The sequence below is a fragment of the Vibrio sp. K4 genome (genome assembly GCF_051122595.1).
Taxonomy (GTDB): Bacteria; Pseudomonadota; Gammaproteobacteria; order Enterobacterales; family Vibrionaceae; genus Vibrio; species Vibrio owensii.
In genome coordinates, this window is sequence record NZ_CP178578.1 from 773,926 (window position 1) to 800,907 (window position 26,982).

At 46.3% G+C, this 26,982-nt stretch carries 25 protein-coding genes; 14 read left to right on the plus strand and 11 right to left on the minus strand.

Annotated elements, in window-relative coordinates; translation table 11 throughout:
- Nucleotides 1-20 precede the first annotated feature (20 nt).
- Entirely contained in the window at nucleotides 21-458 is a 438-nt protein-coding gene (locus ACLIIY_RS20950) for a phosphotyrosine protein phosphatase (RefSeq protein ID WP_045414366.1), read from the minus strand.
- 102 nt (nucleotides 459-560) lie between these two features.
- Nucleotides 561-1,679 (minus strand): polysaccharide export protein, encoded by a 1,119-nt coding sequence (locus ACLIIY_RS20955; RefSeq protein ID WP_078610011.1) that lies wholly within the window; start codon nucleotides 1,677-1,679, stop codon nucleotides 561-563.
- Between the two features lie 460 nt (nucleotides 1,680-2,139).
- Between ACLIIY_RS20955 and ACLIIY_RS20960 the strand changes: the two genes are divergently transcribed.
- Nucleotides 2,140-3,036 carry a hypothetical protein gene (locus ACLIIY_RS20960; RefSeq protein WP_045414361.1) on the plus strand — a complete coding sequence of 299 codons (897 nt, stop codon included), beginning with the start codon at nucleotides 2,140-2,142 and terminating at the stop codon, nucleotides 3,034-3,036.
- Nucleotides 3,037-3,114: 78 nt separating this feature from the next.
- Here the strand turns inward: ACLIIY_RS20960 and nfsA are convergent, their stop codons facing one another.
- Complete coding sequence (nfsA, locus tag ACLIIY_RS20965; protein ID WP_434529305.1) at nucleotides 3,115-3,837, minus strand: oxygen-insensitive NADPH nitroreductase; 723 nt, start codon at nucleotides 3,835-3,837, stop codon at nucleotides 3,115-3,117.
- Between the two features lie 212 nt (nucleotides 3,838-4,049).
- Here nfsA and ACLIIY_RS20970 point away from each other — a divergent pair, with 212 nt between their 5' ends.
- A complete protein-coding gene (locus ACLIIY_RS20970) occupies nucleotides 4,050-4,691 on the plus strand; it encodes a MarC family protein (RefSeq protein WP_005437917.1) in 642 nt (213 codons plus the stop codon).
- Between the two features lie 182 nt (nucleotides 4,692-4,873).
- Nucleotides 4,874-5,746, plus strand: coding sequence for a patatin-like phospholipase family protein (locus ACLIIY_RS20975; protein WP_434529306.1), 873 nt, complete (start codon nucleotides 4,874-4,876; stop codon nucleotides 5,744-5,746).
- 17 nt (nucleotides 5,747-5,763) lie between these two features.
- On the opposite strand, the gene ACLIIY_RS20980 is transcribed toward ACLIIY_RS20975, so the two are convergent.
- The 3 genes from ACLIIY_RS20980 to ACLIIY_RS20990 all read right to left on the minus strand — a co-directional run bounded on the left by ACLIIY_RS20980 (nucleotide 5,764) and on the right by ACLIIY_RS20990 (nucleotide 8,557).
- Nucleotides 5,764-6,453, minus strand: a complete 690-nt coding sequence (locus ACLIIY_RS20980) for a flavin reductase family protein (protein WP_038881353.1) — start codon at nucleotides 6,451-6,453, stop codon at nucleotides 5,764-5,766.
- Between the two features lie 41 nt (nucleotides 6,454-6,494).
- Nucleotides 6,495-6,995: a fasciclin domain-containing protein gene (locus ACLIIY_RS20985; protein WP_434529307.1), complete on the minus strand. Its 501-nt coding sequence runs from the start codon at nucleotides 6,993-6,995 to the stop codon at nucleotides 6,495-6,497.
- Nucleotides 6,996-7,075: 80 nt separating this feature from the next.
- Nucleotides 7,076-8,557: a deoxyribodipyrimidine photo-lyase/cryptochrome family protein gene (locus tag ACLIIY_RS20990; RefSeq protein WP_434529308.1), complete on the minus strand. Its 1,482-nt coding sequence runs from the start codon at nucleotides 8,555-8,557 to the stop codon at nucleotides 7,076-7,078.
- A 109-nt stretch (nucleotides 8,558-8,666) separates the two neighbouring features.
- Here ACLIIY_RS20990 and ACLIIY_RS20995 point away from each other — a divergent pair, with 109 nt between their 5' ends.
- The 3 genes from ACLIIY_RS20995 to ACLIIY_RS21005 all read left to right on the plus strand — a co-directional run bounded on the left by ACLIIY_RS20995 (nucleotide 8,667) and on the right by ACLIIY_RS21005 (nucleotide 11,617).
- Nucleotides 8,667-8,972 (plus strand): DUF6482 family protein, encoded by a 306-nt coding sequence (locus tag ACLIIY_RS20995; protein WP_009706480.1) that lies wholly within the window; start codon nucleotides 8,667-8,669, stop codon nucleotides 8,970-8,972.
- 78 nt (nucleotides 8,973-9,050) lie between these two features.
- On the plus strand, nucleotides 9,051-10,439 hold the full coding sequence (locus ACLIIY_RS21000; RefSeq protein ID WP_434529309.1) for a DUF1800 domain-containing protein: 1,389 nt from the start codon (nucleotides 9,051-9,053) through the stop codon (nucleotides 10,437-10,439).
- A gap of 8 nt (nucleotides 10,440-10,447) precedes the next feature.
- The gene (locus ACLIIY_RS21005; protein ID WP_434529310.1) at nucleotides 10,448-11,617 is read left to right on the plus strand and encodes a DUF1501 domain-containing protein; all 1,170 of its coding nucleotides are present in this window, start codon (nucleotides 10,448-10,450) and stop codon (nucleotides 11,615-11,617) included.
- A 78-nt stretch (nucleotides 11,618-11,695) separates the two neighbouring features.
- On the opposite strand, the gene ACLIIY_RS21010 is transcribed toward ACLIIY_RS21005, so the two are convergent.
- The gene (locus ACLIIY_RS21010; protein WP_009706477.1) at nucleotides 11,696-12,676 is read right to left on the minus strand and encodes a rhodanese-related sulfurtransferase; all 981 of its coding nucleotides are present in this window, start codon (nucleotides 12,674-12,676) and stop codon (nucleotides 11,696-11,698) included.
- 466 nt (nucleotides 12,677-13,142) lie between these two features.
- Here ACLIIY_RS21010 and ACLIIY_RS21015 point away from each other — a divergent pair, with 466 nt between their 5' ends.
- The 4 genes from ACLIIY_RS21015 to ACLIIY_RS21030 all read left to right on the plus strand — a co-directional run bounded on the left by ACLIIY_RS21015 (nucleotide 13,143) and on the right by ACLIIY_RS21030 (nucleotide 17,371).
- Complete coding sequence (locus ACLIIY_RS21015) at nucleotides 13,143-15,401, plus strand: ribonucleoside-diphosphate reductase subunit alpha (RefSeq protein WP_434529311.1); 2,259 nt, start codon at nucleotides 13,143-13,145, stop codon at nucleotides 15,399-15,401.
- Between the two features lie 49 nt (nucleotides 15,402-15,450).
- A complete protein-coding gene (locus tag ACLIIY_RS21020) occupies nucleotides 15,451-16,383 on the plus strand; it encodes a ribonucleotide-diphosphate reductase subunit beta (protein ID WP_434529312.1) in 933 nt (310 codons plus the stop codon).
- Nucleotides 16,384-16,408: 25 nt separating this feature from the next.
- The gene (locus ACLIIY_RS21025) at nucleotides 16,409-16,651 is read left to right on the plus strand and encodes a glutaredoxin family protein (protein WP_005529518.1); all 243 of its coding nucleotides are present in this window, start codon (nucleotides 16,409-16,411) and stop codon (nucleotides 16,649-16,651) included.
- 231 nt (nucleotides 16,652-16,882) lie between these two features.
- Nucleotides 16,883-17,371, plus strand: a complete 489-nt coding sequence (locus ACLIIY_RS21030) for a GNAT family N-acetyltransferase (protein WP_005441955.1) — start codon at nucleotides 16,883-16,885, stop codon at nucleotides 17,369-17,371.
- Nucleotides 17,372-17,471: 100 nt separating this feature from the next.
- Here the strand turns inward: ACLIIY_RS21030 and ACLIIY_RS21035 are convergent, their stop codons facing one another.
- The gene (locus ACLIIY_RS21035; protein WP_434529313.1) at nucleotides 17,472-18,767 is read right to left on the minus strand and encodes an alpha/beta fold hydrolase; all 1,296 of its coding nucleotides are present in this window, start codon (nucleotides 18,765-18,767) and stop codon (nucleotides 17,472-17,474) included.
- A 253-nt stretch (nucleotides 18,768-19,020) separates the two neighbouring features.
- Here ACLIIY_RS21035 and ACLIIY_RS21040 point away from each other — a divergent pair, with 253 nt between their 5' ends.
- Entirely contained in the window at nucleotides 19,021-20,187 is a 1,167-nt protein-coding gene (locus ACLIIY_RS21040) for a D-alanyl-D-alanine carboxypeptidase family protein (RefSeq protein ID WP_045416179.1), read from the plus strand.
- Nucleotides 20,188-20,306: 119 nt separating this feature from the next.
- Here ACLIIY_RS21040 and ACLIIY_RS21045 read toward each other — a convergent pair whose 3' ends face one another.
- Both ACLIIY_RS21045 and ACLIIY_RS21050 read right to left on the minus strand, forming a co-directional pair.
- On the minus strand, nucleotides 20,307-22,964 hold the full coding sequence (locus tag ACLIIY_RS21045) for an alpha-amylase family glycosyl hydrolase (protein ID WP_434529314.1): 2,658 nt from the start codon (nucleotides 22,962-22,964) through the stop codon (nucleotides 20,307-20,309).
- Nucleotides 22,965-23,093: 129 nt separating this feature from the next.
- Nucleotides 23,094-24,530: a helix-turn-helix domain-containing protein gene (locus ACLIIY_RS21050; RefSeq protein WP_434529315.1), complete on the minus strand. Its 1,437-nt coding sequence runs from the start codon at nucleotides 24,528-24,530 to the stop codon at nucleotides 23,094-23,096.
- 195 nt (nucleotides 24,531-24,725) lie between these two features.
- Here ACLIIY_RS21050 and ACLIIY_RS21055 point away from each other — a divergent pair, with 195 nt between their 5' ends.
- A complete protein-coding gene (locus ACLIIY_RS21055; protein ID WP_009699979.1) occupies nucleotides 24,726-25,379 on the plus strand; it encodes an oxygen-insensitive NAD(P)H-dependent nitroreductase NfsB in 654 nt (217 codons plus the stop codon).
- A 5-nt stretch (nucleotides 25,380-25,384) separates the two neighbouring features.
- Nucleotides 25,385-25,675 (plus strand): putative quinol monooxygenase, encoded by a 291-nt coding sequence (locus ACLIIY_RS21060; RefSeq protein WP_005436210.1) that lies wholly within the window; start codon nucleotides 25,385-25,387, stop codon nucleotides 25,673-25,675.
- Here ACLIIY_RS21060 and ACLIIY_RS21065 read toward each other — a convergent pair.
- Nucleotides 25,672-26,601: a LysR family transcriptional regulator gene (locus ACLIIY_RS21065; protein WP_045390768.1), complete on the minus strand. Its 930-nt coding sequence runs from the start codon at nucleotides 26,599-26,601 to the stop codon at nucleotides 25,672-25,674. The two genes, ACLIIY_RS21060 and ACLIIY_RS21065, sit on opposite strands and share 4 nt — an antisense overlap.
- Before the next feature lie 132 nt (nucleotides 26,602-26,733).
- Here ACLIIY_RS21065 and ACLIIY_RS21070 point away from each other — a divergent pair, with 132 nt between their 5' ends.
- The gene (locus tag ACLIIY_RS21070) at nucleotides 26,734-26,952 is read left to right on the plus strand and encodes a VF530 family DNA-binding protein (RefSeq protein ID WP_434529316.1); all 219 of its coding nucleotides are present in this window, start codon (nucleotides 26,734-26,736) and stop codon (nucleotides 26,950-26,952) included.
- Nucleotides 26,953-26,982 lie beyond the last annotated feature (30 nt).

The window sequence follows — 26,982 nt, forward strand, 5'->3', positions numbered from 1 at the left end:
TTGAAAATGAGCCTTTCGGCTTATAGTTTTTTAGTCCAAGCTTGTGCCGCTTCATCTATGAGAGCATAAGCGTGGTCGAATGCTTCTTTGCTCTGGCGATATGGGTCGGGTATGTTCTTTCCAATCCACTGGCCAAACAACATTGTTTTGCCGCGAGCTTCTGGAGCAATCTTGGTTAAGGCTTCTTGGTGGCCTTTCTCCATGACTAAAATCAGATCATATTGTGCACATAACTCAGGGGTTAATTGCTGGGCGCAATGCCCTTCTAAACTTATTCCGTGTTCAAGTGCAACTTTAGTTGCCATTTCATCAGCAGACTTGCCAGTTAAGTGGCTTTTTTCTACGGCAATACCAGCAGATGCCACCTTTTTATTTGGCAAAAGAGACTGTAAAAGTCGCTCTCCTGTTGGTGAACGACAGATATTACCTACGCAAACCACTAAAATGTTAGAAAACAAATTCTTTTCCTTTCTAAGTGAACAAATGTTACGAATAACGTTTGCTGCTTAAAAATTGATGTTTTAGAGGGAGTTAAGTTACTCCCTCTAGACATATTCGGTTTAAGGCCAGTTGCGGATACGCAGTGCGCCTTCCGTCAATTCGTTGAAGCCAGAAATTGTTGGTACTAACTGTGCGATAACACGGTTCCAACGGCTAATTGGTGCTGCCGTGACATAAACGATATCGTAAGGGTTTAAGTCAAACTCGGTACCAATCACAAGTGCAGAGGCATCTGACACATCGAGCTGGTAGATATCAGCCATCTTAGATTCTTCTTTTGAACGACGGATGACAAAAACGCCAGTTGCGTCAGCTGAGATTTGGCTGATGCCTCCGACGTTACTTAACGCTTCTGTTAGGCTCATACCCGCACGGTCGATCTTGAGTAGCTTTGGATCGTTAACTTCACCCATCACGAATACTTTTTGTGCGTCATTACGCGGCACGTGAACAATATCACCTGACTGAAGTAGACGGTTTTGAGTGAGATCGCCTTGTTGCATTAATGCATAAAGAGAAACGTCCTGAACTTCACCGCCACGCGTTAATGTTGCGTTGCGCCAATCTGCATCTTGCGCTAGACCGCCTGCACGGTTAACCGCATCAAGAAGGGTCAGTGGAATGTTTGTGATGGCTTGTTGTCCTGGTTTGTTTACTTCACCAGTTACATAGGTTTTCTTTGAACGAAAAGCCGCGACGCTCACATCAACTTGTGGGCTTTCAATATACTTAGCTAGGCGCTTCGCAATGTCTGTTCGAATTTGACGAACGTTCTTACCTTCAACGTCTACAATACCGATGTACGGATAAAAGATGGTGCCATCTGCATGAACCCAGTTACCTGCCTCGGCAGAACTACGGTAAGAACCTGCTGGGATAGTAAGCTCTGGATGATCCCAAATAGTAATGTTCAGAATGTCACCAGGACCAACGACGTACTCGTACTTAGCGATCTCGATGTCGAGTTCTGGGTTAGGTTTAGAAAATGGTTCTGCTGCATTTAAAGAACTGACGCGATCTAACGTTAGGGGATAAACCGTGACCTGAGACTCAATGTCTGTTGCTTCGGTAGTCATTACCGTTTTGTCACTGGTGGAAAGGTGGCTGCCAGGTACGGTACACCCAGCTAGAACGATTGGAAGAAACGTAATCCCCAAAACTTTGTTAAATGTATTCATTGGTTTCTAGCTACCGAAAGAAAATTTGCCGACTGAAATTGGTTCACTTTTTGTATGACGTGAGTACGCCTATAAATAGCGTTTCTCTCATCGTCTTTAGCCTTTATAAAACGATTCCATTCAGTATTATTTATGTAATAAATGCTCCAAAAACGCACTTGACGATTCAGAGTCCTCATTTTTATTTATGAAGGTTGAAAATCTGACCATCAAAAAATAGACAACTATTATCCATCTTGTTGCAATGAAGGCAACCAGAACCTTAAAAAATACTGACAAATACCTGACAAAAATGGGGCTATCTCAAGTTAATAGTGAAAATGCGCCGTTTTGCACATGAAAACAACTATTAATGTGAAAAAACTCATACCAAAGTTTTATGCATCCTATTTACACTATATGCAACTGCCGTTATGCTTTCCGATGCGGTCGGATATAACAAAAAATATTGGAGCTAATTTTGAAAATCAAACTTTTAACGGCAAGTGTGGCGGCGGTGCTACTGGCTGGCTGTGGCAGTGACAGCGATCCTGTAGTGAAAACCTATTCAGTTCAGGCTTACGATCCAGCAGTTATTGACATGAAAGTGACATACACCTGTGGCGATCTTACAGGTGAGGCGGATGAGTTAACGACAAACTACAAAGGCATGGTTGGTCAAGCTCGTATTAGCCACATTGATGTAGTGACAGCACCACACGAGTGTGAATTTGTACTTAGTCCTACAGCGACAAGTCGTGACTCGTCTAACGGCAAACCAATCACAACGGAATACACCATTCCTCAAGGTTTAGCACAAGTAGATGGCCTAGTTACGGGTTCTCCGTTTACTACGCTTATCGCTGGCTCTCTTGAAGAAGGTGAAGTTTACTCTCCTGAAGTTGCAGAGAAAGTGTTCTCAGACCTTGGTATTGATATCAACGCAATCGGTGTTTCAGTGGATGAGCTTCTACTGAACACTGAGCAAGTGGTTCAAGATCTACAAGAGCAGGGCGATGACGGCGCATCGGCTATCGCTACACAGCTAATCGCAACAGCAAACGTTGTTTCAGATGTCATCAAGGCGAACCCAGACGCGTCACCTGAGGCAATTTCTGTCGCTGCTAAAGCAATCACTGAAGAAGTCATTGCTGCAAACCCTACTTACCCACAAAGCGAAACTGGCGATGTGATTTACGTAGAGATCCCAGCAGAAGATACGCAACAGGTAGTTGGTGATGTACAAGACGCTATCGATGCTGGTACTCCTGTTGAAGACATCAAACCTGACGTACCAACTATCCCTGATCCTGAAGTAGGTGAACCTATCGAACCTGAAGATCCACCAACAGGTACAGGTGGTACAGGCGGTAACTAATCGCTAGGAACAAATTGATACTAAAGGCCTCATCTGAGGCCTTTTTTGATCTTTCGGTCGATTAAACGGTCTTTCTCATTATCGCGTAGCCAATCCCTTACTATTTAGATAAGGCAGGATGTGCGGGCGCGATTCTCCTGATAGCTTTCCGGCGGTTTCTTGTGACCATGCGCTCTGCTTTTGATTGCTTGTGCGGCTCGCGTAGTACTCTTGCATGGTTTGATCGTAGGTTTGTACATCGTCTACATTCAGCGCTTGGTATTGGTTTTCGTGAACAATAACGCTAACGGGTAAGCGGGGTTTTACTTCTGGATTTTGATCAGGGTGGCCCAAACACATACCAAACAGGATAGCGGCGTTTTTAGGTAAACCGAGTAGCTCATCGACTTGCGCAGCACTGTTTCTTAAACCACCAATGTATACGCCACCTAACCCCATAGACTCGGCAGCTAACAAACAGTTTTGCGCCATGATGCCGGAATCTACGGCACCAATCAGGGTCAGCTCAGTAAAGTCGGCTTGAACGTCTGGGTTGATGGCTGCATGACGCTGGTAATCAATGCAAAACACCAAAAATTCTGCGGCACTTTCAACATAAGCCTGATTGCCAGCGTATTGTGCCAGCAGTTTACGTTTTTCTGTGTCTGTCACACGAATGATAGAGACCACCTGAAGCATGCTAGAAGAAGAGGCGGCTAGTCCAGATTGGAGAATCGTTTGTAGTTGTTCACTTGCAATAGGCTCAGAGGTGAACTTACGAATAGAGCGATGACCGAGAATGGTTTCAATCGTACTGTTCATGATCAATCAACTTCCTTAGTTTGTTCTTAGTATTGGCTGAATCTTCACCATAACGCTATTTATATTGAGCGTAAACCAGCATGCGCTTCAAACCGTGGCGATGAGCAAAAGGTGAGGCGCTTGGAAAGTACAGTGAACATAAAGTGACGTTATTTATAAAGTTGGGTATATAATGATTTTTAATAATCAATAACTTACCAAATGTAGAAAACATGAAAGAACTGATACTTCATACCGTCACTGTATTCATGGGCTTTTTTGCCATCATGAACCCAATCGCTAATATCCCAATTTTCTTAAGTCTGACCGCGGATGAAGACAAGCAAACCGTGCGCTCAATTGCGTTTCGCTCTGTGTTTATCGCCTTTGTTATCGTTGCTGTATTCGCTATTGCTGGCAAAGTCATCTTCGATCTGTTTGGTATTACCCTTTACGCACTGCGCATTACAGGCGGTATCTTAGTATTCCTCATTGGCTTCCACATGTTGCAAGGGGAATCGACACACAAGAAGACTAAGGAAAAGGCTTATTCTCCGGAGCAAGAACAAGCTGCGTTGAGCATTGCCGTTTCACCATTAGCCATGCCGATATTGGCGGGGCCAGGAACTCTTGCGACGGCGATGAACTTTGCAACAACGGGGGGAATCACCGAAACCATCATTACCATTGCTTCATTCGCAGTCCTTTGTGTGATGACTTATGTTCTGTTTTTGTTTGGTGACAAGTTAGTGAAAGCCGTTGGTCCAAGCGCACTGAATGTGATCACTAAAATGATGGGTTTGATCCTTGCGGTGATTGGCACACAAATGTTTATTGAAGGTGCTGCCGAGGCGTATAAAACCGTCTTTGCGTAATCTCTGATTGAACGACTGCAAATCCACATCAACGCTTTGGTTGATGTGGATTTTTTGATCCTAAGTTTCCACTTAAAATGCAAGAAACACATAGACTTCGCCTATCTCAATAATAAGAATAACCGATTGTTGCTGTAGCACGAATTTCAGTAATCTTTTTAACGTCTTTATTGGGGGGAAACATGGCAACAAAAGCAATCGTAGTCGAAGGTGGCGCAATGCGTGGCGTCTTTGCTAGCGGCGTATTAGATGCATTCTTAGAGCAAGACTACAAACCATTTGATTTTGCGATTGGCGTTTCAGCCGGGGCTTCAAACTTGATCGGTTATCTAACTGATTACCCGCACCGTAGCATCAACGTCATCACTAAATTAGCAACCAGCAAACGCTTTTTCGATCCTACCCGCTTTTTGAAAGGTGGAGATTTGATCGACGTGAAATGGTTATTTGAAGAGTCAAATCGTTTGTACCCAGTCGATGAAGCGAAACTGTTTGAAGGCATTCCTTTCTTAGCGGCAACGACGAACATCAATACAGGTAAAGCGGATTACTACCGAGTGAATCGTCATAACTTCCACAATGCGATGGAAGCAACAACCGCTCTGCCTATTGCTTACAAGCATACTCCGTGTTTCTCCGGTGGTTGCTATACCGATGGTGGTGTGGCGGATTCCATTCCTGTACGAGAAGCTTACCGTCGTGGTGCTCGTGATATCACGGTTGTTCTTTCACATCCTTTGGCTTATGAGAAAAAGCCAGTGAAAACACCTTGGTTAATGAAGAAGTTGTTCGCTGAACACCCACAAATGGCAGAGGCAATGCTTCATCGCTCAGAGAACTATAATGAGTCGCTTGAGTTTATTCGCAACCCTCCCAAAGGAACGCGTGTTCGCGTGGTTGCTCCACCAGATGAATTCAACGTTCAGCGATTGTCTATGCGTCAATCTGTCTTGCTCGAAGGCTATGAAATGGGGTTGGAAGCAGGACGCGCTCACCTTATGAACCGGGCTGGTGAACACGGCTTAGACAGAGAAAACTGCCATTTTTGTATTTAGTTCTCGAGTATGAGGAGTTAGTCCAAATCGACTTCAAGCGCTCCCCAAGATGAAGGTTCTCCTTCTCTTGTTAATGGGAACAGACGAGAGTCAGGTTTGGCATAACTTAACCGATGTAGGCGCTGTGTCACGTGGTAGCTGTCTAGCCCGGAAATGGTCACCAAGTCGAGCAGTTCCAAATCAAGATAACCATCTGGCATGATCGCTCTTTCCGGTGCGTGCACCATTAACACTTCACCGATCAGCATCTCTGTTTGATTACTCTCAATCTTGATGTGCTCTCTCAAAGCTAGGCCCATCTTGAGGTTACTTTCAAGGACAAAAGGCGCAGGAAAAGCATCATCGTAATAAGGTGTGAGGCCTACTGCTTCAAACTCTGAGATATGCTTTGGGTAGCGCGCGGAGGTTTGATGGGCTTTTTGCACAAAGTCGACGCCGATAGCGTTGATAGTGAAATGCTTGGTATCGAGGATGTTTTCTAGCGTGTGACGGCGACTTTTACGTGGACGAACGATAAAGCCGAATAGAGGTGGATGCGAACCCAAATGAACCACCGAGCTCACCACTGCAAGGTTCTCTTGCCCCTGTCTATCTCTTGTGCCGATGAGGTTAGCGCTCTTGTACCCCGCTAGAGAGTTGATCAATCGGGTGCGTTGGCGTTGCTCCATCGCTTGAATGTCGTGTTTCGAAAGTTTGATGTTTTCCATATCCTTGAAAGGGGCGGGTGAGCCCGCCCTCCTTGTTGATTTTATTTCGGCATGATGACTTCATCAATTACATGAATCACGCCATTCTTTGCTTTGACGTCAGTGGCGATCACGGTAGCGTTGTTGATCATCACCTTATCGCCCATGGTTTTGATGATCACGTCTTGCCCTTGGACTGTCGTCGCTTTATCCATTTTCACTACGTCTGCGGCCATCACTTTCCCCGGAACCACATGGTAAGTAAGAATCGCGACCAACTTGTCTTTGTTATCTGGCATCAGCAACATATCCACCGTACCATCTGGAAGCTTAGCAAATGCTTCGTCAGTCGGTGCAAACACCGTGAATGGGCCTTCGCCTTTCAGTGTGTCCACTAAGCCTGCGGCTTTGACTGCTGCTACCAGAGTATTGAAAGAGCCATTTGCAACAGCCACATCAACGATGTCTTCTTTCATCATTCCGTGTTCGTGGGCTTTTGCTGGCAGTAAAAATGAAAAGGTGGCAAACAAAACCGTGGTCGTAACCAAAATACGTTTCAACATAGTGCATTCCTTTAGTTGTTTGGGGACCGCTCTCTCCCTGATAAAAGTCCCTGTTTGTACGCACGCTTCTTTCTAGGCGATCAACTGGCTTTCTTTTTGTTCGAAGGCCGAACGTGCTGTGCCAAAATTCTCGTTCCTTCTACTTTCACTTCTGTGCGTTTGCGCCATGCCCACAATCGCTCTCTTGCTGCTTTTGCGCTTGCCTCTACATTTACGACGGGCGCGAGATATCGGGAATCGGGATCCAGTTGGTACATGACGGTTTCCATTGCGGTCATTTTCCATGGCTCAAACAACAAGGGCGTGGGAACCATTGCAAGTTCTGGAATCCATTTATGAATGAACTCACCGCCAGCATCGTGCTCTTGTGCTTGTTTCGTTGGATTGTAGATGCGAATCGTATTGGTGCCGGTCACGCCTGCTTGCATCTGAAATTGTGGGTAATGGATACCCGGCTCAAAGTCGAGGAACAACTGAGCTAAGTGAGTCACGCCATCGCGCCAATCCATGTTCATATGATGCGTTAGAAAGCTCACTAACATCGCGCGCATGCGAAAGTTGATGTATCCGGTGTGATGAAGGCAACGCATGCAAGCATCGATGAGCGGAATCCCGGTTGTGCCTGACTTCCAAGCGTCCAAGAGTGCCGCATCTCTGACGCTTGCTTGCTGTAATAAAGGTTCATAAGCCTTATTGACACAACGAAACTCCATTTCGCATTCGGATTCAAACTTCTGCATAAAGTGACAATGCCAATGCAACCTCGAAGACAGTGCTATTAAGCTGCGACGAAACCCAGCCACTTGCCAATGTTGCAACAGGTATTGGTACACTTCTCGAAGCGATATATTGCCCCATGCGAGATAGGGAGAGAGGCGAGTGCATGCGGTTCGAGAAGCTGTCGGGCTGGAAATACTTCGGTAATAATCTCGTCCCCGACGTTGAAAAAAGTCTTCCATGGTTTGCCAAGCGAGCGAACTTCCGCCCGTTTGCATGCCTTTGATTTTTTCCAACCAAGAAGGAGGTGGAGTAAACAAACAACCGAGTGCTTTGGCATCAAGGGCAATAAGAGAAGCACTTTTAAGGTCGATATCTTCAATCTCTGCTCGCATAACCGTATCCCAATGCTTATCCCAGCCGAGTCGATCTTTTGCTCCTCGAATGACGGCGCCATGTTCAAATTCGTGCCACGGAATACTATGTGCTTGAAGCCATGCTGATACTTGTTGATCTCGCTCAAACGTACAATCCAATCCGATTTCTTGATGGGAGAAAATAGCATTGATGTTGAACTGGTTTTGAATCGCGCTGAGGCAGTCTATTGCGCTACCCGACATTACGGACACTTGATGGCCAAGAGCCGAGAGTGTTTCGTTCATATCTTGGAGTGATTGCCAAATAAAACGCCAGTGACGAGCAGAGTAATGTGGGTCATCCAGTAACATGGGTTCGACAATATAAAGCAGCACAGTTGGATGTTCTGAAGATAAAGCGCGTTGTAAAGGCGTATGATCGGTCAGGCGTAAATCGCGTTTTAGCCACACTAAGTTGATTGTTTGCATTGTGCCCCTCACTGTTTTTCCGATTTCTACGCATTAGGGAGGCAAATTTCTCACTCGGTGATCGATTTTATTACGGTTGACGTAAAGGCACGGAGCAAGGAGGTGCTATATGTCTATGCCACTCAGTAAATTGGAAAAATTCTTCTACATCGACAAGCTCGTTATTCACTCTCTCGATCTCGCTTTGTATCAAGTCTCCGTCTTAGTCGATGGAGAGGAACACTTTGTTACCGATGATAAAGGCAAGTTTTTGAGAGCGCATTCGATACTGGAGTTGCAAAAGCAATGTCGTCACTTGAAAGCGAAACAGCAGGTGCTTCGCCAACAAAGTGCCTATGACGAAATGGTTGGACAGTCATCCAAAGATGGTACTAATGAATTAGAGGTTCCTCTGCGTGATAACCAGCTTTACTGACTGAGAAATAACCAAAAATTGAACTCGACGCCATGTGATGCTTGCTAGACTGACATAAAGCATCACACGGAATCGGCTATGCAGTATTACCCAACTCAAGACATTATCTCTGAGCAGCGGTTCGGCTTTGGGCCCCTTTATCAACACAGTTCGCCAAGTTTAGAAAAGCAACTAAGCAGTAAGACTTATTGGCATGAGGCAGTAACCAAGTTGCCGAGTACAAACGAAGTGCTGTTGGAGCTGAGAAAGCTCAATGACACCAAACGAGAGCTCAAACAATCCCCAACCAAAAAGCGTGAAGTGCAAAAGCAAATCGGTGCGTTCTTTCGTGAGCAATATTTGCGACAAGTCGAGGCTCGCAACCAACAGACGTTGCACACCCCGTATGGATTTCAGGAACGCTTGATTCAATTCTGGAGCAACCACTTTGCCATATCGGCAGATACTCGAAAGGTGCGTCCGATTGTGGCTAGCGTCGAAAATGAAGTGATTCGAGCTCACTGGAATGGCAACTTTGTTGAGATGCTCTTAGCGGTGAGTCAGCACCCAACCATGCTGATGTTTCTGGATAACAACTTGTCGGTAGGGCCGAACTCCAAACAAGGGCTCAAACAGGGTAAAGGACTCAATGAAAATCTCGCGCGAGAAATCATGGAGTTGCACACGCTCGGTGTCGATAGCCAATATACACAACAAGACGTAATTGAGCTGGCAAAAGCCATTACTGGCTGGAGCGTTGGATTCAAAGCACCAAAAGTTGGTTTCCAATTTAATTCAAGAACCCATGAACCAGGCTCGATAACTCTGCTAGGCAAGCGCTATTCTCAACAAGGCATTGACCAAGGCCGAGCGTGTTTGAGAGATCTTGCGCTTCATCCTGATACCGCAAAACATATTGCACGTAAGTTAGTGCAGCATTTCTTAGGCCCTTCCGGTGAAGCCCTGGTTGAACCGCTCAGCCAAGCTTATCTAAAAGGTAAAGGGGATTTGCTTCCGGTTTATCGAGTGTTGATTCAAAGCGCTTTGAGCCAATCGGCAGAGGCGGTGCGTTTTCGCACTTCTCAAGAGTGGTTACTCGCGGTTTTGCGCAGTGCTGATGTCCGTTTTCCTGAATCGAATGACATGCAAATGAGCAAATCGGGGAATAAATTACTCGGTGCACAAAGAAGCTTAGGACAGCCTCCTTTTATGGCGGGTTCTCCTGCTGGTTGGCCAGACAAAGACGCGGATTACAACAGTCCTTCTGCGTTAACTCAGCGGTGGCAGTTAGCGAATCGAATCGCTCGACTGGCGGTGAAAAGTGCGAAATCCCAAGGTGTGAAACCACAAGCTTTTGTTGAGAAAATTAGCCAACAGCTCTACGGTGATGCGTTGGACGAACACACAAAATTGGTGATGAACAAAGCCCCATCGGCAGAGATGAAGCTTTCTCTACTTTGGCTTAGCCCGCAATTTCAGTATCGATGAGGTGAGTGATGACAATAGATAAACAAACGAACTTAACATCGACTCGTCGACAATTCTTGAAATCCGCTTTAGCCGTGGGCGCAACAAGCTTGTTGCCTAATGCAGTCTTTGCTCAATCTAGCTCTCCAAATATCTTTGTTTGGATTACTCTGCGTGGTGCGATGGATGGGTTAAACGTTGTGGTTCCTTATGCTGATAAGCAGTATTTAGCTCTCCGTCCGACGATTGGTTTAGCAACAGAAAAACTGAATAAACTCGATGAGTTTTATGGTTTGCATCCGGCGATGAAAACCAGCTTCGAGTGGTATCAAAATAAGCAGATGGCGATGGTGCACGCTTGTGCTACCGCGTATCGTGAGCGCTCTCATTTTGATGGGCAAAAGGTGTTAGAAAACGGTACAGACAATCCGTTACATCGTGATGGATGGTTAAACCGGTTGCTACAGCTGGATGCGAAGTCGAAAGGTTTGGCGATCGATTCAGGGTTACCTTTGATTGTTCAAGGAGAGAAGGCGGTCAGCAGTTGGTATCCAAATAATTTGCAAGCGAGAGACAGCCAAGTGGTGCTGTTAGAGGCGTTGTTTCAAAGTGATGAGAAGCTTGCGAGTAATTTTGAAGAAGCATTAAAGATTGAAATGATGTCGAATCGAAATCGTCCCGGTAAGCAGTTTCCTGTGTTGGCGTCTCAAGCGGGAACTTTTCTCTCAGCTGAAGGCGGTCCAAACATCGCGGTATTGGAACTGGGAGGGTGGGATACTCATGCTGGCCAAGGCGCAGAAACAGGGAGGCTTGCCAATCAATTGCGTAAATTGGATAACGGTCTTGCCAACCTAAAGAAAGCGTTAGGGGATAACTGGTCAAAAACCGTTGTGATGGCGGCAAGTGAATTCGGACGCACCGCAGCGGAAAACGGAACCAAAGGCACCGATCATGGAACAGCAAACGCCATGTTTATTGCTGGTGGAGCCATCGAAGGTGGCAAGGTGTTGGGAGAATTTCCGGGTCTTGCCCAAGCTGAGCTTTATGAAGGGCGAGACTTAGCCCCTGCTAATGATATGAGGGCGGTGATCAAAGCCGTTCTACAACAACACATGCGCATAGAATCGAGTGCGCTAGAAAGCGTATTTCCTGACAGCGACTCAGATAAAGCTTACGCAGGCCTTATCAGAACATCTTAGTTTTTACCTTCCAACGATAACAAAAACGCCCCGTCTCCAAGCCAGAAACGGGGCGTTTGTGTTTAATGTGTTTGAATCTTACGCTCGTTTGCGCTGTGCGTCTTTCTTCGCCAGTTTTTCCGCGCGTCGCTGCTCACGTTGTTTAGCACTTTCACCACCGACGTGTTGTTCGCCACGAACCGCTGCCAATGACACTTGCTTTTCACGCTCGCGGAAGCGCGCTACCTGTTCGTCACTGTGCTTACCAAAACATTTCGGGCAGCTTACGCCTTGCTCAAACTGCTCTGATTGTTTGTCTTCTTCTGTGATAGGCAGTCGGCAAGCATTACACAAGTCGTAGTCCGCTTTTTCTAGCTGATGGTTCACCGCAACGCGGCCGTCGAATACGTAACAATCGCCTTCCCACAAGCTTTCTTCTTCTGGGACTTCTTCAAGGTATTTCAGAATACCGCCTTCTAGGTGGTACACCTCATCAAAGCCTTGCTCTTTCATGTAAGCAGTCGACTTTTCACAGCGAATACCACCAGTACAGAACATCGCGACTTTTTTGTGTTTCTCTGGGTCCATGTTTTGTTTTACATAGTCAGGAAACTCGCGGAACGTGTCCGTATTTGGGTTAACTGCACCTTTAAATGTTCCGATCTCAATTTCATAGTCATTACGAGTATCAACCACAAATACTTCTGGATCAGCAATCAGATCGTTCCAATCTTGCGGCTTCACGTAAGTACCAACCACATGGCGAGGATCGATGCCTTCAACGCCCAGTGTCACGATCTCTTTCTTGAGTTTTACCTTGGTGCGGTTAAACGGCTGAGTGTCTGAGTACGACTCTTTGTAAACAATACCCGTAAGGCGAGGCTCGGCATTTAGCCATGCAAGCAGTGTATCAATACCTTCGCGTTTCGCTGCAACCGTACCGTTAATACCTTCACTCGCCAGTAGCAACGTTCCATGTACACCGTGGGCTTCCATTAGGGCAAGCAATGGCTCGCGTAACTCTTGGTAGTTTTCCAGTTCCACAAATTTATACAGGGCGCAGACAACATACTGACTCATGATTATTCCTTACTTTAAAAGGTCGATGGTTCGACGACTCGATACCTAACAATTTTAGCGGCTCGGAGTATACCTGAGTAATTTAGTCGGAAATACGGACAAACTATGCGGATATTTTCAGTCATATTGACTCGGCCATTTTTTCAACAAATCTTGGCGGATATCATTGGAAACTCAAGGACGTTAAAGTTTGAACAAGATCACATTTGTAGTTCTTTTCTAGAAATGAACTAAGTTAATGAAAATTAAAGCTTTGTGGAAAACTTCATCACTTTATCAGGTTTGCGGTGCTCGTCTCTGATTGCAGTTCCTGTCGAGCTTGGTGTCAGTGTCAATATGTTTCCTTACCCTCTCCATCTTCAGTTCTAACTTTTAAAAAAACTTACTTGTAATGATAACTATTATCATCTAGATCTATTGCGTGCATATGGTACTCAATATTTAAACTACACACAAGATATAGATTATGGACGTTATAAAACGAGATGGACGGAAAGAAAAAGCCAGTCTAGATAAGGTGACTCGAAGAGCCGAAGCGCTGGCTGATGGACTAAAAGTCGAACCTATTGCGGTTGCACAACGTGTGGTAAGCGGTTTGTACGACGGCATTAAGGTGACGGAAATCGATGTGTTCCTCGCTGAAACGGCAGCAAGCCTTGCGACGGAACACCCTGATTATGCCAAGCTTGCGGCTCGCGTGATGGTGAGTTCTCTGCAAAAAGAAACCAGCGGATACGCAACTGCAACACGTGAGCTCTCTGAAATCGGTATTCTTTCCGATGCTTACGTCGACTTTGTTGCCAAGAATCAGTTTGCGCTCGAAGAGATGATTGACTACAAACGTGACTATCAGTTTGATTATTTCGGCTACAAAACTCTCGAGCGTTCCTACCTATTGAAAGTAAAAGGTGTGGTGGTTGAACGACCACAAGATATGTTCATGCGCGTGGCAGTCGCTGTCGCGGGTGACGATCTTGAAGAAATTAGAGAGCTATACGATTTGCTCAGCCTTGGTTACTACACCCACGCCACGCCAACGTTGTTTAATGCTGGCTGTAAGATGCAGCAACTGTCTTCGTGTTTCCTATTAGCGATGCAAGAAGATTCCATTAACGGTATTTACGATACCCTCAAGGATTGTGCGCTGATTTCTAAATCGGCGGGTGGCATTGGGCTACACATCCACAATATTCGAGCGACGGGTGCGCCAATTATTGGCACTAACGGTGTGTCGAATGGCATCGTGCCAATGCTGAAAGTCTTCAATGAAACCGCTCGCTATGTCGACCAAGGTGGCGGTAAGCGCAAAGGCTCGTTTGCGGTTTATCTGGAGCCTTGGCATGCGGATATCGAATCCTTCCTCGATTTACGTAAAAACCACGGCAAAGAAGAGTTCCGCGCACGTGATTTATTCCTCGCTCTATGGGTGCCAGACTTGTTCATGGAACGTGTCGAAAACGACGCGGAATGGACTCTGTTTAGCCCACACAATACCAAAGGTTTGTCTGATTTATACGGCGCTGAATTTACTCAGAAGTACCAAGAATACGAACGTATGGGCTTGGGCGTGAAGACCATCAAAGCCCGCCAATTGATGACGCAAATCATTGAGTCGCAAGCTGAGACGGGTACGCCGTACATGCTCTATAAAGATGCGTGTAATGAAAAGTCGAACCAGAAAAATCTCGGCACCATCAAATCGAGTAACTTGTGCGCAGAGATCATGGAAGTCTCGACGCCAGATGAAACGGCGGCTTGTAATTTGGCGTCTATGGCATTGCCTAAGTTCGTTACAGACACGGGGTTTGATTTCGACAAACTTCACCAAGTCACCAAAGTTGCGATTAAAAACCTCGACCGCGTTATCGATGTGAACTATCACCCAACCGATAAGATTGAAAAATCAAACCACGCGCATCGTCCGGTTGGTTTGGGTATTCAAGGCTTGGCGGATGTGTTCTTCAAAATGCACCTTCCATTCGATAGCGAAGAAGCATTGCAGCTAAACCGTGACATCGCGGAAACCATGTATCACGCCTCCCTTGAAGCGTCTTGTGAAATCGCGGCGCAAAAAGGCGCGTACTCCAGTTATGACGGCTCACCAATCAGTCATGGTCAGTTCCAATTTGATCTGTGGGGTGAACAACCAAGCAGCCGCTGGGATTGGTCACAGCTCAAGCGCCAAATCGCAGAGCATGGTGTGCGCAACTCGCTACTGATTGCTCAAATGCCAACGGCGTCGACAGCGCAAATTTTAGGTAACAACGAAGCGTTTGAAGCGCAAACCAGCAATATCTATAAACGCCAAACCTTGTCGGGTGAGTTCATCATCATCAACAAACATTTGGTAAGCGATCTGGAACAGCGCGGGCTTTGGACGAGCAAAATCCGTGACGCCATTATTCTCAATAACGGCTCGGTACAAGGTATCGATGCTATTCCTGACGATCTTCAATCCGTGTATCGCACCGTGTGGGAAATCTCTCAGAAAGTGATCATTGATATGTCGGCAGAACGCGCCCCGTTTGTTTGCCAATCGCAAAGCCTCAACTTATGGCTCGCATCACCAACGTTCGCCCAAATCAATGCGATGCACTTCTACGCGTGGAAACGTGGTCTGAAAACCGGCATGTACTACTTGCGCTCCAAGCCATCGACGAATGCGGTGAAAGTGACCGTTGGTCAGCAAAGCGAAGATGAAGATTGCCTAAACTGCGGCGCATAACCTATCTCGTCAAAAAAAGATTCACATCAACCGAAAGTAAGGAAACGGTATGATTGTTAAAAACAAATTTAGCTTGTTCCCCATTCAATACGAAGAGATTTGGCAAGCGTACAAAACGCACGAAGCGGCGTTCTGGACCACAGAAGAACTCGATTTTGCTCAAGATCTTGCTGATCTTGCCAAGCTGACCGAAGGCGAAAAGCACTTCATTCGACATGTGTTGGCGTTCTTTGCTCAGAGCGAAGGGATGATCAACGAGAACTTATTGACGCGATTCTATGGTGAAATTGAAATCGCAGAAGCGCGCTGTTTCCTTGCTTTGCAGGCATTTAATGAAGTCATTCACGCAGAGACTTACGCACTGCAACTCGAAACTTACATTCCCGATATTGAAGAGCGTGAGCGCTTGTTCAATGCGATTGAAAACGTCCCTACTGTGAAGCGTAAGGCGGAGTGGGTAATGAAGTGGATCTCTTCCGATAAACCATTGGCAATGCGTTTGATCGCCTTTGGTCTTGTGGAAGGCTTGTTCTTCGCTGGTAGCTTCTGTGCCATTTACTACTTCCGTAAACGTGGTTTGCTGGCTGGTTTGGCAGCAAGCAATGACTTGATTGCTCGTGACGAAGGGCTGCACTTTAGTTTCTCTGCGCTGCTATTCAAAACCTTGGGGCAGGGCAAGGTGACACAACTAGAGTTTGAAGAGATTTGCCGTGAAGCGGTTTCAATTGAGAAAGAGTTTGTTACTGAAGCCTTACCAGTGGACTTGATTGGTATGAATGCTGAGCTGATGTGCCAATACATTGAGCACACTGCCGATGTTATCGCTGGCTTGTTTGGTTTCAATCCGATCTTTGGTGCTGAAAACCCATTTGATTACATGCGATTATTGGACATGGAAGGAAAGACCAATTTCTTCGAAAAACGGGTTACTGAGTACAAACGACCTCAAGATCGCCAATTGAGTTTTGATGCGGATTTCTAACGGCAAGGAATAGCAGAGAAGAATGATGAAAATAGAAATGTACAGCAAGGAACAGTGCTCCCAATGTGAAACCGCAGCAATGTGGTTACAAAATCAGGGCTTTAACGTGGCAACGCTCAAGTTAGATGTGGAGTTTGATCGGGAAACCTTGTTCGAGTTATTCCCAACCGCAAGAAGCTACCCGCAGTTTATGCTCGATGGCGAACCGATTGGTGATTTTAGTCGCTTAAAATCGGCACTCGCTTTTGAGCAAAATGCCGCTTTCTAAACTTTGTTTCTAATCCCCTTTTATTGAGAAAAGGGGATTTTTATTTCCACTTAAATTTTGTGGATGTTCAAATTATCAGTAAAAACTCGTAAAACTGTTGAAAACGTACTCGACATAAATGGTCGAAATTTGTACTGTTGATTCGCTTCACATTCCTAAAACTTCTTATCCGATAATCAGTTGAAGCAAAGATCTGTGCTTGATACAGGTCGGTTGGCAAAGGAATTCAACATGCAACAGTTTCATATCAGAAGACTAAGAGAAGAAGACGTCCCACTGTTGAAAACGCTCTTGGTCGAACTCGACACCTCTCATTATAATGCTGAGCCAGATTTCTACCGTTCTCCGGAAGAAATGGCGCAGTTAAGGGAAGATCGCAACATCTTCGATAAATATTTTGATGGCAGCATCACGGCTTTTATCGCGTGTTCTAACCGACAGGTGGTTGGTTTTATCTCTGGCACCGTGCGAGAGGTCAACTCGATTCTCTCTCCAGAAAGACGCGTCGGTTATATCAATGAATTGGTGGTGTCTGAAAGCCATCGTAACTTAGGTATTGGCTTGTCTTTGATGGATAAAATCGAGAGTGATTTGTGCAGCCAAGACATTGAAGAGCTCGGTTTAACCGTGGCGTCATTTAATCACGAAGGCGAAGATTTCTACCATAAGATGGGTTACCGTGTGATCACCAAAATGATGACCAAGCGAGTCAAAGACTAGTGCTAGTTTAAACGTGAATCGAATCAAAAACGCCTCTCTATCTCGTGATAAAGAGGCGTTTTTCTATCTAGGTTTTTAGCGAACCTTGAGCGTTAGCTGCTTATTTTAACGTTGCTGCTGTTTGTTTACCCATCGCAATTAATTTGTCGAGAATGCGTTCACCATCTGCGCGAAGACCGTTGTGTTCATATTCGTTGGTGATCCACGCTTTTGAGTTTGGTATTGCAGCGAGTGTTTCGCGGCTAATGTCCATTTCTACAAACATATCGTCGGCATAGACGGCACAGCTCACAGGCACCTTATTGTTTGATAGTTGCTGCGCATCGTATAACGGCGTCCAATCTGCTTTCTCTGCCAATAACTCTGCCGCTTCTTTCAGTGGCTTTAAGTTCACGTATTGGTCGAACATCCAAGGGAATACCATTTCTCCAGTGAAGTAAAACGGCTTATTTTGTTCGTAATTGAACGCATCATGCTCTTGGCGCACTCGGTGCGCGCTCCATTGAGAAGCAAACCCTTGGCAGTAAATCGACTCGTGCAAAATCGCGTAAATTGGATTGGTCTGGAAGTTTTGCTGCGCCAACATGTCGTTGAGGAATTCATAACGAAGCTGAGGTTTACCGTTCACTTCAATCAAGGCACTTTCTAGCCAGTAATAAGTTGGCAAGAAGGTATCACTGACACCAAAGTTAATCCCAATTTGTTGGAATTGTTCGACAGTAAAGCGCTGACCATTTGGCAGAAACTCTTCGTGCTCCAATAAGTGATCAGCAATGTTCTGGCATAGCTGCTGCGCTTGTGGGAATTGCTGGAAGAAGGCTTGGTTCTTCTCCATGGTGCGCTTAAAGGTTGCTTGATATACATCATCCGCATGGCGAGAAACCGAAGGAACACCACCTGTAATGTAGCTTTGCAGCAAGCTGTTCGGGAACAGCGATAGGTAAGTTAGTGAGCAGAAACCACCGAAGCTCTGACCCAAAATCGCCCACTTCTCAACACCAAATTGTTCACGGATAAATTCCGCATCGCGAACAATGTTGTCTGCGCGGAAGTGGCTTAAGTAGTCTGCCTGTTGCTTTGGCGTGAGGTGCGCAAGCGTCTGGTGATTAATCACGCTGCTGTTGCCAGTGCCGCGTTGGTCGAGCAGCAATACACGATACTCACTCAGTGCGCGTTTGATCCAACCGTTGTTTCCGTTTGGACGAGGAGAAGGGAAGCCCGGACCGCCTTGAAAATACACTAACCACGGTTTGTCGGAGTCTTCATCGCCGACTAAATAAACGGAGCGAGCGAAGACGTTGATCATGCCTTTGCTTAGATCTTGGTAATCCAGTGGCACGGTAAACGAGTGGGGCGTGTAATGCAGTCCTGCGTCGATAAATGATTGAGCGTTCATTGTTATGGTCTGTCCTTGTTTATAGTCGCTTTACGATATCGAATTCCTTATTAGAAACAATAGATTTGTTGTAAGAACTCAATTTTTGAAGCGGGAAAGGCAAGGAATGGCACTCAAAACAGAAACTCTTCGATCTTTCCGTGTTGGTATGCACTGAGTGAACTATGATCTGATAGGTGCAGTTTAGACATCACTGTCTTACCGTTTTTATGAAACGAGACATTTGGCGGTCATTGACCATGGAGGATGCTTGATGAACACGTCACTAACCCGAATCACGCTCGCTTGTTTATTACTACAGACCATCAGTGCCCCTGCATTGGCAGTTGTAACGCCGAATCCGCCTCAGTTACAGGCAAAAGGCTATGTGTTAATGGACTTTCAGTCCGGTGCCATCATTGCGGAGCAAAACGCGCGTGCTGGATTAGCCCCAGCCAGTTTAACTAAGTTGATGACCGCTTACGTCGTGGGACAAGAAATCAAATCCGGGCGGCTTCAATGGGATGATAAAGTGACGGTGAGTGAGAACGCGTGGTCAGCCAAATTCCCAGACTCCTCCAAAATGTTTATCCAACCCAAAGATGAAATCACCGTCGCCAACCTAATGCGTGGTGTGATCATTCAATCTGGTAATGATGCTTGTGTGGCGCTTGCTGAACATGTTGCCGGTAGTGAAGGGGCGTTTGTCGCCTTGATGAATGGTTGGGCGGATAAGCTCAGCTTGAACGATACCTACTTCGTTAACTCGCATGGTCTGGATAGCGAGGGTATTCAAACTTCTCCTAATGATATGGCGACGCTGATGCAATCCATCATCAATGATGTGCCCGAAGTCTATGCGCTTTATAGTGAGAAGGTATTTAAGTGGAACAAGATCACCCAATACAACCGCAATAAACTGTTGTGGGACAAATCGATGGATGTCGATGGCGGCAAAACGGGCTACACCAGCAATGCAGGGTACAGCTTGGTCAGTTCTGCTAAGCAAGGAAAGATGCGATTGATTTCAGTAGTGATGGGAACGCCAAGCAAACAGTCGCGTATTAGCCAGTCTAAGAACCTGCTCAGTTATGGCTTCCGCTTCTATGACACCAAACAAGTGGCAAAACAGGGCGAAGTTCAGGCGAGTGCAAAAGTGTGGAAAGGCGATGTCAGTGAGATTGATTTGGGTTTTGCCCAAGATGCGTACCTGACGCTCCCTCGCTCTCTAACCGCTGGTTTAGACAAGAGCGTGGTCGTGAATGAGCCGCTGATTGCACCCATCGCAAAAGGGGATGTGGTTGGCAAAGTCGTGTGGAAGAGTGACGATAAAACCGTGGCGAGCTATCCGTTGGTGAGTAACCAAGCAGTGGAAGAGGGCTCGTGGATTGGGAAGTTATGGGACAGTTTAGTGCTGTGGGTGAAGTCTCTGTTTAGCTAGCGCAAGTGCGAGTTTCGCAATAGTGATTTCAGAATTTCAGAATTTCAGAATTTCAAACAAAGAAAAGCAGCTCGAAGGTGAGCTGCTTTTTGCTTTCGCGTTTATTGCGGTTTCAGTGATTATTCAGACAGGGTGATGATTGGTAAGTCATCCCAAATCTTGCTCTCATCCGAGGCGCCGCCAGAGAAGTTCCAAGGACCTTTGTCTTGTTCCAGTGGACGGTAAGTGGCAGACAATCCATCCAAGTCCCAAGTTGTCACATAGAATCGAATACCATCCAGTGAATCAGGTCGACCCAGCGCGTCACTCGCGAAGTCCATCGAAATGGTGTTGTTGGCTTTGTCTACCGTGACCATTGGTGCTGGTGTTACGGCTTCGCCCCATGTTGTCGCGTTTGCGCCTTGAGTGTTGTAAATGGAGCTTTGCCAGCCGAAGACCACAGCATTGCGACTCCATGTTCCGCTTGGCATAGAAGCGTTGATCTTAGGCAGTTCCGTTAGGTTGCTTGCTGCTTCTTCCGGTAAATCAATGAAGATGGTGAAACCAACGTGGTCAAAGCCGTTTGGCGGCAACCAAGTATCGGTGATCTTGTCCATGGTGAAGGTCAAGCGCACGTTACTGCCGACGGTAAATACCTCAGCTTTGTTGATTGCGAGTTGGCTGTTGTCTTTATCGAACGTTGGATCCGTTGGTAGCGAGTAGTTACCGTTAGGACCGCCCATGCCATCTTGCGCATCACCTGCGTCATCAATAGTGTCGTCTGGCGTGTTTGACCAGCTTAAGTCCGACACAAAGTTCACATCTTCAATACCTGCTTTTTTCTCAGTGGAGTAAATCGCGAAGCGGTGTTGCTGTTCGCCAATCGCAAAGTGACGGGTAGATAAAGTCACGCTAAATTGACCGTCAGCACCTACGGTAATGGCTTGTGCTGTTTCTAGATTACCGTCGACGACAAGGTTTAATTTCTCGTTTGCGTTAGCAGTACCAACAATCACGATGTCATCAGTGATGGTTTGTCCTTCCCAATCCTGTGCCAGTTGGATGTTGAGGTCTGGGGTATCTACCGATTGGGTATCGTTAGTTTTTGAGTAAATTACTGCTGATTTGGCTGGTAGTTCAAGGGTGACGTGACCGTTTTCATCGGCGACTAACTGCTCTGGAGCGTCCGCCCAATTCGACATGATTTGTTGTTGGAAGACGGTGCCGCCCGCTTGCTCTACATCGAGTTGGTTCATCAACATCGGGGAATTCGATGTGTTCATTACCACCAAGACTTCGTCGTTATCCAACGTTCGGGTAAAGGCGAACACACCGGCGCCAGCTTTATCGCTGCCAATCACTTTCATTTCGCCGCGAGTCATGACTTTGTTTTCGGTACGTAACTTAGCAAGCTCTTGGATGAACAAGTACATCTCGCTGTTTTGGTCGAATGAATCTACGTAATCGCCGTCTTCACGGTAACCGCCAGCAAACATTGCATCGCGCGCCGCTGACATTGCCTGTTCAGTACCTTGGTAAATCACAGGGATGCCCGGTACCGCCATCATGGTAATCAGCGCTTGTTTCATATCGTTGACGCTGCCTTGCGATAGAAAACGCGGCATATCGTGGTTATCAATGAAGTTCGGCATGATGTATGGATTCGGGAACATCTCCATCATTTTCTCAAGACGGAAGCGTAAGTAATCGGTCGGTTGTCCTGCTGCAAACACGCGCGTCATGGTAGCTTGCAATGGGAAGTTCAGCACCGAGGTTAACTGTTCCGGTGAGCCGCTTTCGCCGATGTAAGTCAGCATCTTCTCTTCGCCTTCGGTGTTGTAAGGCGTAGATGTTTCGAAGACTTCACCAAAGGTCAGGAAGTTATCGCGACCGGTATCAACGGCTTGAGTCATCACACCATCGTCGGCATGCAGGAAGTCGTTCCAGAAATCGTGCTCAACAAACTTCACGGTATCGATACGGAACCCGTCAACGCCCACTTCGCGGATCCATTTACGGTAGCTCTCTTTTAGATAAGCGCGTACTTCAGGATCGGACGTATTTAGGTCATCCAGATCCGACAGTTGCCAGGTTTTTTCTTGGACGGGATCGTTGTGGTCGGTGATGCTTGGCGTCCAGTGGTAAATGCCCGTGCCATCTTCTTTACATTCATTCATGTTAAGTGGATAAGGCAGTTCTTGCCCTGCTGGCAGCGCATTTTCAATCAAACGGAAACCTTGGCAAGGTAGGCTAGGGTCGTAATTGTATGGGTCATCGTAAGTGAAGAAGTTACCAACGTGGTTGGTCACGATGTCTTGAATCAAGAACATATTACGAGCGTGCACTTCTCGCGCTAACGCTTGGTAGCTTTCCATGTCACCAAAGTGCTCATCCACTTTTTGGAAGTCACGCGCCCAGTAGCCGTGGTAGCCGCCGTAGTTTTGTTCTGCATCCCACCATTGGTTTGCCACTGGCGGTGTAATCCAGATAGAGGTGGCGCCTAGGTCTTCGATGTAACCCAGTTTGTCACTGACACCAACAAGGTCACCACCACTGAATTTTTTGTCTGAGGTAGGATCGTACTCATTCTGACCTTGATCGTTAAGCGTGTTGTCGCCGTCGTTAAAACGGTCGATCATCAAGAAGTAAATGATCTGGTCTTGCCAATCAGGAGATGCCACGTGGCTTCCTGTATCGGCTGGCGTAGTTTCATCGCTACCACAGCCAGAAAGAGCTAAGGCGATCGCTAAAGGTAGTATTTTTATTTTATTCATAGGGTTAGGTAAGGTTTCAAACACGGTTTTTGTCTCCGTTGTGCAGCAATGCGGAAACGATAAAACAAAGGTTTGAAATTGAGAGTGTCATTTCACGCCAAAAAAGACGTGAAATGATGTCACGAAGTGCTGAATTTGAACTGTGCTACATATTTAACTGAGTGGTTGCACAATTGGATATTGAATTGGGTAATGGTCTTTGGCTAACTCATTACCAGAATGATCATAGAGTCGGAATCGGCACTGTTTAGCCGTTTGGGTGAGGGGTAGTTGCAGTACCCAGCATGTGTAATCTTCTGCGTTCTGAGTCAGGCTCATTGCGTGCGGAGCTGGCGTGTCACCGACATAGCACTCGATCTTCGCCACGTCTTTCAATCGACACGCGAGTTCCACAAACAAGGTGTACTGAGTGCCGAGTTGGATCAGTTGTCTTGTCGGGACAATGTATTCCGTTGCGCCAATTAAAAGCCCTTTAGAAACCACATAATCGCGCTGGTGGTTGTTATCAATATAGCGCTCACCTTCGACTTCATAACACAGTCTAAATGTCAGTGGATGAGCGACAGGCAGCTCTGTTGTTGCCCATAGCTCGGTGCCATTATTCAAAAAACGCTCGAAGAAGGCAGGGTAGCGACGCCATGCGCCATCACGATCTCGACACTCAACGGAGACCACTTTTTCAAACGCAATATTATCCACTTCCATCCAGATTTTACCGACGGGTTGATCAATGTCGTTATCGGCTAAAGTATTCGCTTTGGCATAGTACAAGCGGATGGGTTGGTTATTGAGATGAGTGCGGTTATCCAAACACTGCTGGCGATATTGCATTGGCGAAAATGGATACCAACGGCGAAAGGTTCTATGGAAGTTGGAAGGCTCTTCATAACCCAACTGATAAGCGATTTGCTGCGTTGTGAGTTGAGTATCTGCAAGTAGGGCTAATGCGTGCTTTTTCTTGGCGAAGTCGACGCATTGCGAATAGCTCATTTGTTTTTCTTGCAGGCGACGTTGCAAGGTGCGCTTGGATACGCCCAATTGCAGTGCGGCTTGTTCTAATTTCAGTGCGTAATTGCTGTTTTTGACGAACAGAGCATTCAGCACGCTCAACAATTCTGGCTGTTCAATTGGCTGGTGAGACAGCAGCAAATAAACATGTTTCACCAAGTCGAACACAACCGAGTTCTGCTTCGGGCTGCTGTCTTTTTCTAGTTCTAAATGAGCAGAGTAAAGGTCATGGTTGTGAAGCTGAATGTGCACCGATTCACCCAAACCTAACTGTTCCAATTGCATCAGCAGCAAGTCATAAACCGATTCCGCCCAGCTTGGCATTTCGGTAGCTCTGCACTCTAGCCGCATCTGAACCTGGTTATCACTGTGTTCGAAAACAATGTACAAGCGACGATCGAACAGCGAAACACTTTTACTCCACCACAGCAGACCTTCACGCAGCGTTGGTGCCTCTTGCAACATCATAGATTGCAAGGCAACCAGCTTTTCAATATGCCAATATTCGCCAGCAATTCTTAGGTGATTGTGCCCAAGTTTTTTGCAGAGAAAGGGCGTGATGATGTTGTCTTGAGGCAGCATGAAAGTGGTTCGGTAACAGAGCAAAGGCGACATTATTGCTTAAACCAGGTGTTGCTTCAGTGAGAGTGCTCAAAGCTTGTTACATCGGCGATTTTCAAATTTATTTTGAAGATGTTTTTAACTGAAATCGGTTTTTCCCTGTAACTCATAAGGTTAAAGTGATAACCAGCATAAACTACTCGACTGGAGAACCCGATGGACATCGTTCAAGCTGCTAAATCTCGCTACTCAACCAAAGTCTTTGACCCAACTCGTAAGCTGCCTCAAGAAAAGATCGACGCAGTCAAAGAGCTGATCCGTTTTAGTCCATCGAGTGTGAACTCTCAGCCATGGCACTTCATTCTGGCAAGCACAGAAGAGGGCAAGCAACGTATCGCAAAAGCAGCACAAGAGAACTACGCGTTCAATGCTGCGAAGATCTTGAATGCGTCACACGTGTTGGTGTTCTGTGCAAAAACGGGCATCGATAACGAGTACATTGAAGCGCTATTGGCGCAGGAAGAAAAAGATGGCCGATTCCCAACCGAAGAGGCAAAAGCAGCGGTACGTGGCGGTCGTAGTTACTTTGTAAACATGCACCGTTTTGACCTAAAAGATGCTAATCATTGGATGGAGAAACAGGTTTACCTCAACGTGGGTACGTTGTTGTTGGGCGCTTCAACACTAGAAATTGATGCGGTGCCAATCGAAGGTTTTGATCCGAAAGTGCTGGATGAAGAATTTGGTCTACGTGAAAAAGGCTACACTGGCGTTGTGATTGTGCCGCTTGGCTACCACGCGGAAGATGACTTTAATGCCAAGACGCCTAAGTCACGCTGGGAAGCAGAAACTGTATTTACCGAGATCTGATCAAGATGATTCATTTAGTTGCAGAAATTAAAGCCTACCCAGACAGTATCGACAACGTAACCAACTTACTTTCTGGTCTACTAGAACCTTCACGTGAAGAAGAGGGTTGTTGCCAATACGAACTGTATTTGGATCAAAAGATCGAAGGCTTGTTTATGTTCCAAGAAATTTGGGCATCGCAAGAAGCGTTAGATAAGCATCTACAAAGCCCACATATCGCGCAGTTTATCTCGACGCTAGAAGATAACGACTGGGTTGAATATTCTCAGATTCGCCCAATGACGTTTGTCGGTTAAGCTTCTGAGCAAAATGTTGCCAGTACTTTCTTACGTTGTTGGCAGCATTTTTCATGAATGAATTCACGGAAGGTGCGAATGGTTGGCGTCAGCAAACGACGATCGGCGCACACCATGTATAACGGTACCGGGCCACAATCCCATTCAGGTAATACTCTTACTAATCTTCCCTCAATCAAATCTTGGCTGATGTCCATCAGTGATTTGTTGGCGATGCCTTTGCCTTTGATTGCTAAGCGATGGGATAAGTCACTGTCGTTGCTAAGTAGCTTGCCACTTACGACAACTTGTTCTGTTTCGTCTCCGCGAGTCAGCGTCCATTTGTTGTAAACCGAATCCGCCACCATGTAACACAAACAGTTGTGTTGGGTTAGATCTTCCGGTTTGGTCAGCACAGGATTATTTGCGACGTATTCTGGAGAGGCACACAGGATTCGCTCATTTGCGCCACACAACGCCAATACGACGAGGTTAGAGTCAGCAGGTTCGCCGTAGCGAATCGCGATATCGACAGGTTTGGTGTACATATCGGTCAAGCTATCAGACAGCTCTAACTTGATAGAGACGTTCGGGTAAACATCAATAAATTCATCAACCCAATCAAGCAGCATGTTGCGACCAAAATCAGATGGCGCGGTGATGTGCAGCTGACCTGATAACTCGCCACGCGCGCTTGAGATCTGATCTAACCCCTCTTGCAGTGTTGCGAGCGCTTGAGTGGTTTTGTCTAAGAACAGCTCACCTTCCGACGTTAAGCGAAGGCTGCGAGTGGAGCGCACAAACAGCGGAAAGCCAATTTGTCCCTCAAGACGTTTGATCGATGCACTGATGGCTGCTGGTGTCATGTCCATGCTGTTGGCGGCTTTCGAAAAACTGCCTTGGCGTGCGGTTTCGACAAAGATATTCAGATCGTTGAGGGCTTTCATAATGAAAAGGGCTTTTAAGAAGTTTGGGCTACTATAGGGGAGAGTCGCAGGGCAATTCAAGGTTAAAACATTAGGTTGCACGGCGAGTTTGAGTTAGATTAGCGCGCAACTTCACTTTACCGGATCAATAGCATGAGCCAACAGCAGCCGAATAACCCACTTCACGGGTTGAGTTTAGAGAAAATCCTTACCCGTTTAGTTGAGTACTTTGGGTGGAACGGAATGCATGAGCGCGTTCGTGTGAACTGTTTTAAGAAAGATCCTTCAATCAAATCGTCGTTGAAGTTCCTGCGCAAAACGCAGTGGGCAAGAGATAAAGTGGAAGCGCTGTACATCGAGACGTTCTGCTAATCGGATTTGGTGCTGGTCTAAAAGAGAGAT

Excerpts from the sequence above, each read along its gene's own strand:
- ACLIIY_RS20955 (WP_078610011.1), bottom strand. The coding sequence starts at position 1,679 with ATGAATACATTTAACAAAGTTTTGGGGATTACGTTTCTTCCAATCGTT.
- nfsA (WP_434529305.1), bottom strand. The coding sequence starts at position 3,837 with ATGAACAGTACGATTGAAACCATTCTCGGTCATCGCTCTATTCGTAAG.
- ACLIIY_RS20970 (WP_005437917.1), top strand. The coding sequence starts at position 4,050 with ATGAAAGAACTGATACTTCATACCGTCACTGTATTCATGGGCTTTTTT.
- ACLIIY_RS20975 (WP_434529306.1), top strand. The coding sequence starts at position 4,874 with ATGGCAACAAAAGCAATCGTAGTCGAAGGTGGCGCAATGCGTGGCGTC.
- ACLIIY_RS20980 (WP_038881353.1), bottom strand. The coding sequence starts at position 6,453 with ATGGAAAACATCAAACTTTCGAAACACGACATTCAAGCGATGGAGCAA.
- ACLIIY_RS20985 (WP_434529307.1), bottom strand. The coding sequence starts at position 6,995 with ATGTTGAAACGTATTTTGGTTACGACCACGGTTTTGTTTGCCACCTTT.
- ACLIIY_RS20990 (WP_434529308.1), bottom strand. The coding sequence starts at position 8,557 with ATGCAAACAATCAACTTAGTGTGGCTAAAACGCGATTTACGCCTGACC.
- ACLIIY_RS20995 (WP_009706480.1), top strand. The coding sequence starts at position 8,667 with ATGTCTATGCCACTCAGTAAATTGGAAAAATTCTTCTACATCGACAAG.
- ACLIIY_RS21000 (WP_434529309.1), top strand. The coding sequence starts at position 9,051 with ATGCAGTATTACCCAACTCAAGACATTATCTCTGAGCAGCGGTTCGGC.
- ACLIIY_RS21005 (WP_434529310.1), top strand. The coding sequence starts at position 10,448 with ATGACAATAGATAAACAAACGAACTTAACATCGACTCGTCGACAATTC.
- ACLIIY_RS21010 (WP_009706477.1), bottom strand. The coding sequence starts at position 12,676 with ATGAGTCAGTATGTTGTCTGCGCCCTGTATAAATTTGTGGAACTGGAA.
- ACLIIY_RS21015 (WP_434529311.1), top strand. The coding sequence starts at position 13,143 with ATGGACGTTATAAAACGAGATGGACGGAAAGAAAAAGCCAGTCTAGAT.
- ACLIIY_RS21020 (WP_434529312.1), top strand. The coding sequence starts at position 15,451 with ATGATTGTTAAAAACAAATTTAGCTTGTTCCCCATTCAATACGAAGAG.
- ACLIIY_RS21025 (WP_005529518.1), top strand. The coding sequence starts at position 16,409 with ATGAAAATAGAAATGTACAGCAAGGAACAGTGCTCCCAATGTGAAACC.
- ACLIIY_RS21030 (WP_005441955.1), top strand. The coding sequence starts at position 16,883 with ATGCAACAGTTTCATATCAGAAGACTAAGAGAAGAAGACGTCCCACTG.
- ACLIIY_RS21035 (WP_434529313.1), bottom strand. The coding sequence starts at position 18,767 with ATGAACGCTCAATCATTTATCGACGCAGGACTGCATTACACGCCCCAC.
- ACLIIY_RS21040 (WP_045416179.1), top strand. The coding sequence starts at position 19,021 with ATGAACACGTCACTAACCCGAATCACGCTCGCTTGTTTATTACTACAG.
- ACLIIY_RS21050 (WP_434529315.1), bottom strand. The coding sequence starts at position 24,530 with ATGCTGCCTCAAGACAACATCATCACGCCCTTTCTCTGCAAAAAACTT.
- ACLIIY_RS21055 (WP_009699979.1), top strand. The coding sequence starts at position 24,726 with ATGGACATCGTTCAAGCTGCTAAATCTCGCTACTCAACCAAAGTCTTT.
- ACLIIY_RS21060 (WP_005436210.1), top strand. The coding sequence starts at position 25,385 with ATGATTCATTTAGTTGCAGAAATTAAAGCCTACCCAGACAGTATCGAC.
- ACLIIY_RS21065 (WP_045390768.1), bottom strand. The coding sequence starts at position 26,601 with ATGAAAGCCCTCAACGATCTGAATATCTTTGTCGAAACCGCACGCCAA.
- ACLIIY_RS21070 (WP_434529316.1), top strand. The coding sequence starts at position 26,734 with ATGAGCCAACAGCAGCCGAATAACCCACTTCACGGGTTGAGTTTAGAG.